Below are 12,749 nucleotides of genomic sequence, written 5' to 3' on the forward strand. Positions count from 1 at the left end.
CGCCGATGCGGTGTGCGGTCGTCGGCCCATTGCCGCTTATTTGGAGGGTCTGCGATGGATGAGCAGTACGCGCCGGGCCAACGGAGAAAATCGGTCACTGTTGCGATCGTGGGCGTCGGTGTCCGGGGGCTCAGTGTTCTGGAGCGTCTCATCAGCCACGCGGCCCTCGTCGACGAGGAGTTCACGTTCGACCTGCACCTGGTCGACCCCAACCCCGCCCAGCCGCAGCAGTACGACGTCCACCAGCCGGACTACCTGCTGCTCAATCACGCCTGCGCGTACGTCTCGATGTACCCGTCCCCCAGGTCCGTCTCCCAGGCGCCTCCGCTGAGCGGGCCCACCCTCTTCGACTGGGCGCGTGAACGAGGGCTGCGGGTGGCGCGGGACGGCTTCACGGTGGGCACGCAGGGGCGTCTGGTACGCCCGAACGACAATCTGCCCCGGCGGGTCTTCGGGGAGTATCTGCTGTCGTTCTACAGGCGTCTGCGGGACAACGCCCCGGAGAACGTGCGACTGATCCCGCACGTGTCCGCCGCCGCGGACCTGCGGCGAAAGGGTGACACGTCGATCCTGTCGCTCGACAACGGCGACCACATCGAGGCCGACTACGTCTTCGTGACGGTCGGCCAGCGCCCCTCCCGGCCGCCAGACGACCGGGACGGTTCGGCGGGGCGACTGATCGGCAGGCCCTACCCGCTGCCCGGGCAGCTCGCGTCCGTCCAGCCGTCGGAGACCGTCGCCATCGCGGGCCTCGGTCTGACGGCGACGGACGCGATCCTCGCGTTGACCGTGGGGCGGGGCGGCAGGTTCGACCGGACTGTCACACCTGAGCGGTACGTGCCCAGCGGCCGTGAGCCGCGGATCGTCGTGTTCTCCCGGTCCGGCCTGCCGTACCGCGCGCGGCCCGCGCCGTCGTTGGTCGTGGCGTACGAGCCGGTCGCGTTCACCCGTTCGGCGATCGACAGGCTGCGGGCCGCGACGCCGCAACTGGACTTCGACAGGGATGTCCTGCCGCTGCTCATGCTCGAACTGCGGGTGGCGTACCGCCGGGCGACGATCCTCCAGCAGACCGGCACCGAGGACGCCGAGGCGTTCCTCCTGCGTGCGCGTGCCGCGGTCGCCGACGGTCGCCTGTCCGCGCTCGACGACCTGCCCGGGCCTGACGAGTTCGACCCCGAGCTGGCGTACCACGGGACCGTGACGCCGAGCGCCAAGGACCTCCCGCCGCCCTCGGACGGCGAGGCGTACCAGCGGTCGCTGGAGTCGTGGATGGCCGCCGACATCGCCCAGGCGGCCCGGGGATTCGAGGGGAGCCCGTTCAAGGCGGCGACCGAGATGTGTCGCGAGGTCCGCGACACCATCCGGTACGCGGTGGAGTTCGGGGGACTGACCGACGCGTCGCTGGACCGGTTCTACCGCTACCACGCCGAGACGATCAACCGCCTGGTGATCGGCCCGGAGGAGGAGCGGTCCGCCAACATCCTGACGCTGCTGCGGTCAGGTGTGGTGTCGATGTCCCTGGGACCGAACCCCCTGGTGAGCTGGGACGACGACAGCCGCTCCTGGGCCCTGTCCTCGACGGCGTTCCCGGCCCGCCACACGGTCCACGCGGACTGGCTCTACCGGGGCTACACCGATCGCCTCAGCTCCCTGCCCGACGACACGACAGTGGTCGGCGCGATGGCCAGACGGGGTGTGCTCCGGCGATTCCGGCCCGACAGCCCGGTCGTGGCGTCGATCGACGTGGACGCGCTGGGCCATCCCGTGGCGCAGGACGGCACCTCCGCCGCCCGGATCTGGGCGTTCGGCCTGCTCTGCGAGGGCGCGACGTTCTACAACGGCTACCTCACCTCACCCGGACGCTTCGAGCGCGCACAGTCCGACGTGGACCGCGCGGTGCACGAACTCGTCGAGGACGTACGGCGTGCGGGACAGATCGTGAGCGCGTTCGAGGGAGGCACGTCGCGATGATCACCGAAACCGGACTCTGGGGTGGGACGGCCGATCCGTCCTGCGTACTCGACTCGTTCGAGCGATCGCTCGACCTCCGGCCGGCGACGCTCGCCGTCGCCGACCCGGAACACCAGCTGACATACCGCGAGCTGGCCGCCTGGATCGCCCGCATCGGCGAGCTGCTTCGGGACGCAGGTGTCGGCCCGGGCGACACGGTCGCCGTCACCGGACGCCGGTCCGCGGCGATCGTCGCGGCGGCCTGGGCCGTCATCGGCGCGGGCGCCACCTACCTGCCGCTGGACGGCACCTTCCCGCGCCGACGCCTGGCCTACATGCTCGCCGAGAGCGGAGCCGAGGTCCTGCTGCACACGGGACCCGACCCGGAGCTGCCGGCGCCGCGCCGGATCACGATCCCGGCGTGGAGCGAGGTGGACCCGCTGGCCGGGACCGACCTGCGGTTCGTCCGCCGCGCCCCGGAGACGCCCGTCTACGTCATCTACACCTCCGGGTCCACCGGGAACCCCAAGGGGGTGGCCATGCCGCACAGCTGCATCGACAACATGGCGTCCTGGCAGCGGCAGCACTCGGTCCGCGAGGACCTGCGGACGGCACAGTTCGCACCGCTGAACTTCGACATCTGGTTCCAGGAGACGCTCAGCACGCTCGGCGGCGGCGGATCGCTCGTCATCATGCCCGAGGAGCTGCGGCAGGACCCGATCGAGCTGCTGGACTGGCTCGCCCGCGAGCGGATCGAACGGCTGTTCCTGCCCTGCGTCGCCCTGCACATGCTGGCGACGGCGGCGACGGCGTTCGACTCGTTGGCGAACCTCGCCCTCCGTGAGATCAACACCGCTGGCGAGCAGTTGGTCTGCACGCCGGCGATCAGGGACTTCTTCGACAGGCTGCCCGGATGCGTGCTCAACAACCACTACGGGCAGAGCGAGTCGCACACCGTGTCCGTGCACACGCTGACCGGACCGAGCAGTTCGTGGCCAGCGCTGGCACCGATCGGCCTGCCACTGCCGGGCTGCGAGGTCCTGCTGGACATCGTCGACTCCGGTGACTCGAACGTCGGTGAACTCCTCGTCGCCGGCTCGCCCCTGGCACTGGGCTACCTCAACCAGCCGACGTTGAACGCGCAGCGGTACGTGCGGATCCCGCCGACCGCGCACGGGCACACCAGGGCCTTTCGCACCGGCGACCTGGCGAGCGTGGAGAACGGGGTGCTGCACTTCCTCGGCCGTACCGACGACGAGGTGAAGATCCGTGGGTACCGGGTCAACCCGCTCGAGGTCGAGGCATGCCTGGGCAGGCAGCCCGGGGTGGTGGAGGCCATCTGCGTCCCGGTGAGCCTGGGCGCCGGCTCCCGCCAACTGCGCGCCGCCGTCACCGTCACTGGCGACGCGGAGTTCGACGCGACAGCAGCGCTCGCCGCGCTCCGCGACGAACTTCCCTGGTACTCGGTCCCACCGTCCATCTCGGTGCTGCCGTCCCTGCCGCGGACGTCGAGCGGAAAGGCCGATCGTGCCGCCATCGCGCGGCTGCTGGCTCCGGCGAACCGCACCACAGCGGTAGCCGCCGACGCAGGGGAGCGATGAGACCGTGTCCGACAAACCACTGCTTCTCATCCTCGACTACCCGGGCCGGCGGCCCGAGGCGCACATCAGCGAGATGCACCTCGACCGGTCCGGATTCGAGTGCCAGGAGGTCCTGACCTCGCCGATGCCGACCGCGCTCACGACTCCGGCGTACGCCCGCGACCTCTTCGCGCGGCTGGGGCCGGACCGCCCGGTCGCCCTGATCGCCTACTGCGCGACCGCACCCCTGGCGGTCGCGATGGCCGCGCTCCTGGCCGGTCCCGTCGGTCCGGTACCCATCGTGCTGCTCGACCCGCAGCGGACCCCGCCGTCGGAGATCCTGCACGAATACCACGAGGTCGTGCGGCAGGTCGAGGGTCGCGCGCCGAATGTCGAACGACCCCCGCTGCTCGACATCGAGGGGCTGCTCGCCACCCCCGAGACCCTGGTCCGGCGGATCGGGGAGGACCTGCGCCTGCGGGCGAGGCTCGCGCTGGCCGCCTTCGGGTTCGGCGACGCCGACGTCAGCGGCCCGGTGGAGAACGTGGTGGGCGTGTACGTCGAGTGGATCACCTTCCTCGTGTCGGCCCACCACGACGAGCAGCCGCCGCCGCGTGGCCCGGTCCTCCAGGTGATCTCGCAGGGCCATCCGGCCGACGCCGGCTGGCTGGGCGCGACCGACCTGCGGACCGTACGCGTCCCCTGCGACAGGCCGGAGCTGGCGGCCAACGACCAGGCGCGTGCCGCAGTGCTCGAGTTCCTGCACGGCGTCGCGCAGCCCGTACCCGCCGACGGGGGAGTGCGGGAGCGCGACGCGCAGGCCGAGCCGCTCACCGACACCGAACTCGCCCTGGCCCGCATGTGGGCTGAGGTCCTGGGCGTCGACGCGGTCGGCCGTGGCGACAACTTCTTCGACCTCGGTGGCGACTCGATGCTCGCGACCAGGCTGGTGCTGTCGGCCCGCCGCACCTGGAACGTGGAGTTCAACGTCCGGGTGCTCGTCGACACCCCGGTGCTCAAGGACCTCGCCGGTCGGATCGACGTGCTTGTCGGCGCCTCGACCAGCGGATCCCGTCGATGAGGGCGTCGGCAACGGGCAAGATGCCCCGCCCGCCTGCGACGCGGACGATCGATGCAGACGGCCGGTCCGCCAGTCGAGCGACAGTGATCAACGACGAAACGAGGAGTGCTCGTGTCCAACCCGTTCGAAGACGCCGACGCTCGATATCACGTGCTGGTGAACGACGAAGCCCAGTACTCGCTGTGGCCGGCCGCTGTCGCAAGTCCCGACGGCTGGGTCGTCGTCCACGACGACGACTCCCGCTCCGCCTGCCTCGAGTACATCGAGAAGCACTGGACGGACATGCGTCCGGCAAGCCTTGTCCACTCCCAGGATGGCTGAGTGCCCAGCGGATACGGAGCCGGCCCACCGGCCGATGCCGACCGCGCACCACTGGCGTAGCGAGGCCCGATGATCTTTGACGCCGCGTACGAGATTGTCACCGACGACATCTTCCTCGACCTGGCCGGATTCGTGCCCGGGGTCGACCTGAGCCTGAAGTTGGAGGGTCTCAACCCCGCCGGGTCCATCAAACTGAAGACCGCCGTCGCGCTGATCGAGGATCTGATCGACAGATCCGGAATCGGACCTGGCGACCGGCTCATCGAATCGTCCTCCGGGAACCTCGGTATCGCACTCGGAACCGTGTGCGTCAACCGGGGGATCAGTCTCACGATCGTCGCCGATCCCAACACCAACGCGGCCGCCATCCGCACGATGCGGGCGCAGGGCACCACCGTGGTGATCGTCACCGACCGGGATGCCAACGGCGGTTTTCTGCAGACCCGGATCGACTACATCCGGTCCCAGCTCAAGCAGGACCGCAAACTGTTCTGGCCCAACCAGTACGCCAACCGGGCCAACAGTTCCGCCCACTACCGGCAGACCGCCCGGAGCATTCTCGAAGAGCTGCCCGATGTCGGCGCTGTGCTCGTCGGGGTGAGCACCTCCGGCACGCTCATGGGCTGTCTGGAGTTCTTCCGCGAGAACCGCCCGGCCACCCGGATCATCGCCGTCGACTCGGAGGGATCGATCCTCTTCGCGGATCACGGCGCCCCGCGCCTCATCCCCGGCCTGGGCGCGAGCCTCCGTCCCGAGCTGCTCGTCGACCGGGGCGACTACGAGCGGGTGGTCGTACCCGAGGTGGAGACGGTCTCGGCGTGCCACATCGTGGCGCGGCGGTACGGCCTGCTGGTCGGCGGGTCCACAGGTACGGTGCTCGCCGCGGTGCGCCGCCTCGCGCCGACGTTCCGCAACGGTGAACCGGTGGTGGCCATCTCGCCGGACACCGGCGAGCGGTACGTCGACACCATCTACTCCGAGAAGTGGGTGGCTGAGCACTTCCCGGGCATCGACTCGGTCCTGGCGCGGTGGTGAGGAGTCCGAATGTTTCAGATCGTGCCGCACGCGGTCGCCGTCGACGCGCTCGACGGCGCCCGTGACGCCGTCCTGACGGCCGTCGAGAAGGCGTATCTCGCCCACGACCGGGGCGAGACAGTCAACCCGTCCAGCCACTTCCTGCGCTTCCCGGACCGGCCGGCGAACCGCATCATCGCCCTGCCCGCGTACCTGGGCGGCGAGGTCGGGATGCCCGGGCTCAAGTGGATAAGCAGCTTCCCCGGCAACCACGACCTCGGTCTGCCCCGGGCGTCGGCGGTGCTCCTGCTCAACGACGACCGGACCGGCCGGCCCGTGGCCTGCCTCGAGTCGGCCCACATCAGCGCCGCGCGTACCGCCGCCTCGGCGGCCCTGGCGGCGCGGGCCCTGCGACCGGGGGGTGGGCCGGTGAGTCTCGGCTTTGTCGGTACGGGCGTGATCGCACGGACCATCGCCGAGTACCTCAGGCACACGGAGCTTCCGGTGACCCGGTTCGTGTGCCACGATCTCGTGCCCGAGCGGGCGCAGCGGTTCGTCAGCGACGTGGAGAAGCACTGGCCGGGATCCGGCGAGGCGGTGGACCTGGACGCCGCGCTCGGCTGCGACGTGGTCGTCTTCGCCACGACCGCGGGAACGCCGTACCTGCCGGAGAGCCTGCGCTTCGCGCCGGGACAGACGGTTCTCAACGTCTCCCTGCGCGACATCCACCCGCGGACGCTGCTCGCCACGCAGAACATCGTCGACGACGTGGACCACTGCCTGCGCGCCCAGACCTCACCGCACCTGGCCGAGCAGCTGTCCGGCGGACGTGGGTTCGTGACCGGCACCCTCGCCGACGTCCTGCGGGGCAGGTGTGAGCTGAAGCCGCACGAGGCAGTCGTGTTCTCGCCGTTCGGACTCGGCGTTCTCGACATCGCGGTCGGCGCCCTGGTCCTGGACCGCGCGAAGAGCGACGCGCGCACCGTCTCGGTGACGGACTTCTTCGGGAACTGACGTGCTGGGAGGCACCTGTGGGTGAGGCACGGCTGGAGTCCGTCGCGCACGGGCACGAGACGTACACCTATGACTACGACCGGTCGCTGCTGCCCGGGCCCGACTCGGGGACCGGCATGTGGCGGTACCGGGGCCTGCTGCCCCGACCCGACGTGCCCGCCCGGTATCCGCTGCCGGTGGGCGGCACGCCGTTGCGCCCCGCGCGGGGACTGCGACGGCGGCTCGGCCTGCCGCGGCTGTGGCTCAAGGACGAGACCGCCGGTCCCAGCGCCTCCAACAAGGACCGGGCGACGGCTCTCGTGATCGACGAGGCGCTGCGGCTCGGCGTCGGGGTGGTCTCCACGGCGTCGACAGGTAACGCCGCCCTGTCCACCGCCATCGGCGGCGCGGCCGCCGGCGTCGCAGTCGTCATCTTCGTACCCGAGGACTGCGCGCCGGCGAAGGTCGAGCTGATGACGGCGATGGGGGCGTACGTCTTCCGGGTCCGCGAGGGCTACCGCGCCGCGTTCGAGCTGTCCCGGCATGCGGCCGCCCACTTCGGCTGGCTGGACCGGTGCACGGGGCTGAATCCGCTCACCATCGAGGCGAAGAAGACGGCCTCCTTCGAGGTCTGGGAGCAGCTCGGGAGACGCGCGCCGGACGCGGTGGTCCTGCCCGTCGGCGACGGGGTGACGCTGATCGGCGCGGCCAAGGGCTTCCGCGAACTCGTCGCGTGCGGCGTGCTGGCGACGGTTCCCCGGATCATCGCGGTGCAGGCGCGGGACTGCGCGCCGCTGGCCGCGCGGTGGCACGGCGCCCAGGAGCCCGCCCGGTGGCCGGGCACGGTGGCCGACGGCATCGAGGTCCCCGAGCCGATGCTCGGCGACTGGGCCATCGACGAGGTCCGCCACGCCGGGGGCGACTTCGTCACGGTCAGCGACGCGGAGATCCTGGACGCGGTGGCGCTGCTGTCCGACGCGGCGCGGCTCCCGACCGAGCCGGCCGGGGCCGCCGCGGTCGCCGGACTCTGTCGGGCGAGCGCCACGGGTCTGGTCGGTCCGCAGGAGACGGTCGTCGCCTGGGTGACAGGCGCGGATCTGCCGGCGGTGCCCGTCGAGGCCGCGCGGCCCGGCGCTGTGTTCACCATCTCGGCCAGCCTCGACGCGGTGGCCCACGCCCTGGCCGGCACATCCGTTCCAGCGGCCTGAGCCCGGCGCCGGGCGGCTGCGGCGGTGCCGCAGCCGCCGAACGGCAACCGCTACCGCCGATCGGACAACCACTCCTGCGCCGCGGGTACGCGCTTTCGCGCCAGCGTCCCGTGCCCGTCCTCGTCGAACCACCGGGCCTCGACGCCCGGGATGTGCCGGGCCAGCCATCCGCCGTGACCGGACGGCACGAACACGTCCCGCCGGCCGTACATGAGCAGGACGGGGACGGCGATATCGGCGACGTCGAACCCCCACGGCCGCAGCTGGGTGCCGTTGTCGTCCCACCAGCCCCGGATGCCCGACGTCAGCCCGGCGGCCCGGCAGGAGGAGTGGAACTCGTGGAACACGCCAAGCGTGTCCACCGCGTCCTCCGCCATGAACGGTGATCCGTCGGCGCCGGACATCTCGCCTGTCGACGCGAGCAGGAACTCGTCCCGGTCCTGGCTCATCTTCTTCCACGCCGCGACCGGATCGGTGAGGTACAGCTGGGTGTCCTCGACGTCGTCCCGGTACATGCCGTCGTACCAGTCGAGGCCCTCGGCCTCGAACGGTGCCATCCCGGCCAGGACCGCCGCGGCGGTCACCAGGTCGGGTAGCAGGGCGGCGCACGTCAGCGCGTGCGGACCGCCACCCGAGAAGCCCCACGTGCCGAGGCGGTCGATGTCCAGCTCGGCGCAGATCGCGCGGACATCGGCGGCGGTGTCGGCGGCGGTGCGGCCCGGCCGGGGCGAGGACCCGCCGTAGCCGGGCCTGTCGTAGCTGATCAGCCGGAGCCGGCGCGCGGTGGCGTCGCGTACCCACGGCCCGTAGAAGGCCGCTCCGCGCGAACTCGGGGTGCCGTGGTGTACCAGGATCGGCCAGCCGGCGGGGTCACCCCGCTCCTCGACAACCAGCAGCCGACCATCAGGAATCCGTACCGTGCGCTGCATCCTGCCTCCTCACGCGGTGCGTCGCCGCAACCGCAGCCATCAGAGCACGGTGCCGCGCAGCGGCCAGCTTCCCGATTGCCCGACCTCCGCTCCTGGTGAGCAAACGCGAAGGCGCGGCCCACCGCGCATCGCTGACACGGTGGACGTGCGCGCCCGCCCGTGACCCGCCGTGCCGGCAAGATGGAGGCTGACATGACAGCAGCAGCACACAGTTCGAGTGACGTCGCCGAGGAACGACCGATCAAGATCAATGTCTGGCTGACGGACCCGGCCAGTTGGGCCACCAACGAGGCGGACATCGCGGTCACCGCCGCGGACGAGTTCAACGCGGCACACCCGGAGTACCAGGTCGAGATCAACAGGTACGACTTCCGGACGATGCCCGCCGAGGTGGCCCGCGCTGCGGAGCGTGGCGAGGCGCCGGACATCGCCGAGTATCACTTCACCGCCACCCGGGGCGCCATGGACACCCTCGGGAGGGACGGGAACCCCCTGTTCACACCCGTCGAGCGCGCCATCGCGGGCCGGTCCGAGATCCTCGGTGAGGCGGTCGTGCTCGACGACATGGTGCCGGCGGCCCGCGACTACTTCCGCTACGCCGGCGAGCTGGCGGCCATCCCCCGTACGGCCTCCGGGATCGTCCTGTACGCCAACATGGACCTGCTGGCCAAGGCCGGAGTGACCGAGCCGCCGCGCACCTGGCGCGAGGTCACGGCCGCCTGCGAGGCGCTCGCCAAACTGCCGAACGGGCCCACGCACGGCATCGCCTGGCCCAACTTCTACTGGGTCTTCCTCCAGGCGGTGGCCCAGCAGGGCGGGCTGATCGCCGACCACGACAACGGCCGTTCCGGCCGGGCCGAGAAGGTCGACCTCGCCTCGACCGAGATGATGAACTACGTCCGGTGGTGGCAGGGCCTGCACCGGGACGGCCACTACCTGTACACGGGCAAACTGCTGGACTTCCCGGGCGGTTACGAGGCGTTCGAGGAGCAGCGGATCGCGCTCTTCCTCAGCTCCTCAGTGGACGCGTCGCACCTGCTGGACAGGGGCGACCGGCACGGGTTCACCGTGGCGGTGGGTCCGCTGCCGTACAACGACGAGGTTCCGCTGGCCGGCAACATGATGGGCGGGTTCGCGCTCTGGCTAGCCGCCGGTCTCAGCCCGGCCAAGCAGGACGGTGCGCTGGCGTTCATGCAGTACCTGAACCGGCCGAGCAACGCCGCCGAGTGGGCCAAGCGCCACTACCGCATCCCGATCACCCGGAACGCGGTCGACATCCTCCGCAAGGGCACGTACCGCGACAATCCCCGCCTGCGCGTCGCGGGCGAGCAGCTGGAGGCCGCGGACGGGTCGCCAGCGGCGCTCGGCCCTCTGCTCGGCGGGCAGGCCGGCATCATGGGCGAGATCACCAGTGCCATGCACGACGTCCTGACCGCCGGCGCCGAGCCCCATGCCAGGTTCGTCGAGGCGACCCGCCGGGCGCAGAAGCACCTCGACGCCTACAACGCGTACTGCGACGGACCTCCCCGCCGCACCCCGGAAGACCTGGCCGTCAGCCTGTAGCCGCCGTACCGGAGCCAGCACCTGGAGGTGACGATGCCGCTCGAGCACAGTCTCGTCGGCGTACCCGGGGAACCGTGCGAGCGGTCCTGGACCTCGAAGGACGCGCTGCTGTACGCCCTCGGCGTCGGCGCCGGCCTCGACGATCCGTTGCGCGAGCTGGAGTTCACCACCGAGAACAGCGAGGGCGTCGAGCAGAAGGTGCTGCCCACCTACGGCCTGGTGATAGCGCAGGTCCCACCGGCGCGCAGCATCGGTGACTTCGACCGCGCCCACCTCGTCCTCGCCGAGCAGTACGTCGAGCTTCATCGGCCCCTGCCGGTCGCCGGCACGGTCCTCACCTCGTCGACAGTCACCGGGATGTACGACAAGGGCGCCGACGCGCTGGTCCGGTTCGAGAGCGTCGCGGTCGACCCCGCCACCGGTGAGCCCGTCATCACCACCCGGTCCGGCATGTTCATCCGGGGCGAGGGCGGGTTCGGCGGCGACCGCGGCAGCTCCCCGCCGTGGTCGCCGCCGGACCGGCCCCCGGACCACACGGTGGTGGAGCGCACCAGGCCGGAGCAGGCGTTGATCTACCGGCTCTCCGGTGACCGGAACCCGCTGCACGCCGACCCCCGGTTCGCCGCGCGAGGGGGATTCAGCCGACCGATCCTGCACGGTCCGTGCACCTTCGGGTTCACCGGACGCGTGCTGCTGCACGAGCTGTGCGGCTCCGACCCGGCGAACTTCGTCGCGATGTCTGGTCGGTTCACCGCTCCCGTCGTTCCGGGTGACTCACTAGTCGTCTCGATCTGGCGCGATCACGACGGCACGGCCTTCTTCCGGACCGCCACGGGGGACGGGACCGTGGTTATCGACCGCGGCCGGATGACCAGTCGCGTCCCGTCCGGGTAGCGGGCCGTCGCACCGGTGACCGGTACCAGCTCGCCCCGCGAGCCGGTACCGGTCATTGTCGTCCTGGTGCCGGTCAGGCGTTGTCGAAGTGCGCCCGGATCCGCTGCCGCCACAACTCGTAGGCGGGCTCGGCGCCGGGGGAGTGCACCGCGGTGGCGTCGGCGAGGGCGACAGCCTTGTCCACGGTGAGGCCGGCCAGGATCTGGCAGGCGGCGGTGGTGTAGTCAGGAACCAGACCGGAGTAGGAACGCGCCTTCACCGCGAACACCACGCCCAGTGCCACCTGCGGCCACTTGTCGCCGGCGGCCCGCCGCAGCGCGTCCAGGCCGTCGGCGTCGCTTCCCCCGGCGAACGTCGCCGCCAGCCCCACACCGCTCCACAGATCGGGCTGGCGGTGCTCGGCGAAACGCCGCACCGCGGCGGCGACATCGGGGGCGCGACCACCGCAGATGAACCACAACGCCCGCCCCACACCCTGGTCGACGGCGCGCAGGAAATAGTCAGGTGAACCCTCCCACGGGTAGGGCTTCGGCACCTGTTGCGCATCGATCCAGCGCGGTTTGTCGAAATAGGCCCGGTCAAATCCGTAACCGTCGACCGCGAGCCAGCTCATGGTCGGGTGGTAGGGGCCACCGGCCAGATCGGGAACGGCCTTGCTCCACAATTTCCTGGGCAATCTGGCCATCGCGAAACCCATACCGATGTACGCGAGAAAAATGTGCGGACGCCCCGGCCCGAGGAGCAGATCGCGGGTCCGGTGGCCACGCCCCATGGCGTCGAGAACGGTGAAGGCCATCGTCACCCCCTCGTAGGCGAAACCGCGCAGCTCCTCGTTCACGAGGTCCAGCCGGCGTTCCACCTCCCACTGGTCGCGGGCGTCGATCCCCCACTCGAATCCGCAGATCACGGCCTGGGGCACGGCCTCCAGGTGACGGCTGCCCGGGGAGGGCTCCGCCGGGAAGCCCCGTTTGGCGAAGGTCACGTCGGCGAGCTGAGGGGTCAGCATGAGCCTGCGCATCGATCCGAAGACAGTTGGCACCTATCCACCTTCCGGGTGACACCGACGGGTCACCCTCCATCGTGGCGCGGTAAATGCGGGCCCGCTTACTCTCGGTTGCTGCCGGTCGTCCGACTTCGTCACAGCGCCGGTCATTGATGCTCGCACATTGCGATGTCATGTTTGTGGGGTGAGTTCTTCACCCATCGGGTCATGACC

At 70.8% G+C, this 12,749-nt stretch carries 11 protein-coding genes; 9 read left to right on the top strand and 2 right to left on the bottom strand.

Annotated elements, in window-relative coordinates:
- Positions 1-108: 108 nt before the first annotated feature.
- From ACFY1S_RS26625 to ACFY1S_RS26655, 7 genes are all read left to right on the top strand, one after another.
- Positions 109-1,971 carry an FAD/NAD(P)-binding protein gene (locus ACFY1S_RS26625; RefSeq protein WP_387123261.1) on the top strand — a complete coding sequence of 621 codons (1,863 nt, stop codon included), beginning with the start codon at positions 109-111 and terminating at the stop codon, positions 1,969-1,971.
- Positions 1,968-3,551 (top strand): AMP-binding protein, encoded by a 1,584-nt coding sequence (locus tag ACFY1S_RS26630; protein WP_387123263.1) that lies wholly within the window; start codon positions 1,968-1,970, stop codon positions 3,549-3,551. The genes ACFY1S_RS26625 and ACFY1S_RS26630 overlap by 4 nt, the downstream gene beginning before the upstream one ends.
- Positions 3,552-3,555: 4 nt before the next feature.
- Entirely contained in the window at positions 3,556-4,611 is a 1,056-nt protein-coding gene (locus ACFY1S_RS26635; protein WP_387123265.1) for a phosphopantetheine-binding protein, read from the top strand.
- A 111-nt stretch (positions 4,612-4,722) separates the two neighbouring features.
- Positions 4,723-4,932: an MbtH family protein gene (locus ACFY1S_RS26640; RefSeq protein WP_364363198.1), complete on the top strand. Its 210-nt coding sequence runs from the start codon at positions 4,723-4,725 to the stop codon at positions 4,930-4,932.
- Positions 4,933-5,001: 69 nt separating this feature from the next.
- On the top strand, positions 5,002-5,967 hold the full coding sequence (sbnA, locus tag ACFY1S_RS26645) for a 2,3-diaminopropionate biosynthesis protein SbnA (RefSeq protein WP_364363201.1): 966 nt from the start codon (positions 5,002-5,004) through the stop codon (positions 5,965-5,967).
- Between the two features lie 9 nt (positions 5,968-5,976).
- Entirely contained in the window at positions 5,977-6,960 is a 984-nt protein-coding gene (gene sbnB, locus ACFY1S_RS26650) for a 2,3-diaminopropionate biosynthesis protein SbnB (RefSeq protein WP_387123268.1), read from the top strand.
- A gap of 17 nt (positions 6,961-6,977) precedes the next feature.
- The gene (locus ACFY1S_RS26655) at positions 6,978-8,147 is read left to right on the top strand and encodes a pyridoxal-phosphate dependent enzyme (RefSeq protein WP_387123270.1); all 1,170 of its coding nucleotides are present in this window, start codon (positions 6,978-6,980) and stop codon (positions 8,145-8,147) included.
- Positions 8,148-8,197: 50 nt separating this feature from the next.
- On the opposite strand, the gene ACFY1S_RS26660 is transcribed toward ACFY1S_RS26655, so the two are convergent.
- The gene (locus tag ACFY1S_RS26660) at positions 8,198-9,076 is read right to left on the bottom strand and encodes an alpha/beta fold hydrolase (protein ID WP_387123272.1); all 879 of its coding nucleotides are present in this window, start codon (positions 9,074-9,076) and stop codon (positions 8,198-8,200) included.
- A gap of 192 nt (positions 9,077-9,268) precedes the next feature.
- Between ACFY1S_RS26660 and ACFY1S_RS26665 the strand changes: the two genes are divergently transcribed.
- Both ACFY1S_RS26665 and ACFY1S_RS26670 read left to right on the top strand, forming a co-directional pair.
- Positions 9,269-10,639: an extracellular solute-binding protein gene (locus tag ACFY1S_RS26665; protein ID WP_387123274.1), complete on the top strand. Its 1,371-nt coding sequence runs from the start codon at positions 9,269-9,271 to the stop codon at positions 10,637-10,639.
- 33 nt (positions 10,640-10,672) lie between these two features.
- Entirely contained in the window at positions 10,673-11,533 is an 861-nt protein-coding gene (locus ACFY1S_RS26670) for a MaoC/PaaZ C-terminal domain-containing protein (protein WP_387123276.1), read from the top strand.
- Between the two features lie 73 nt (positions 11,534-11,606).
- On the opposite strand, the gene ACFY1S_RS26675 is transcribed toward ACFY1S_RS26670, so the two are convergent.
- Positions 11,607-12,572, bottom strand: coding sequence for a DUF1702 family protein (locus ACFY1S_RS26675; RefSeq protein WP_387123278.1), 966 nt, complete (start codon positions 12,570-12,572; stop codon positions 11,607-11,609).
- Positions 12,573-12,749 lie beyond the last annotated feature (177 nt).

The sequence above is a fragment of the Micromonospora sp. NPDC000663 genome, assembly GCF_042898105.1.
Taxonomy (GTDB): domain Bacteria; phylum Actinomycetota; class Actinomycetes; order Mycobacteriales; family Micromonosporaceae; genus Micromonospora.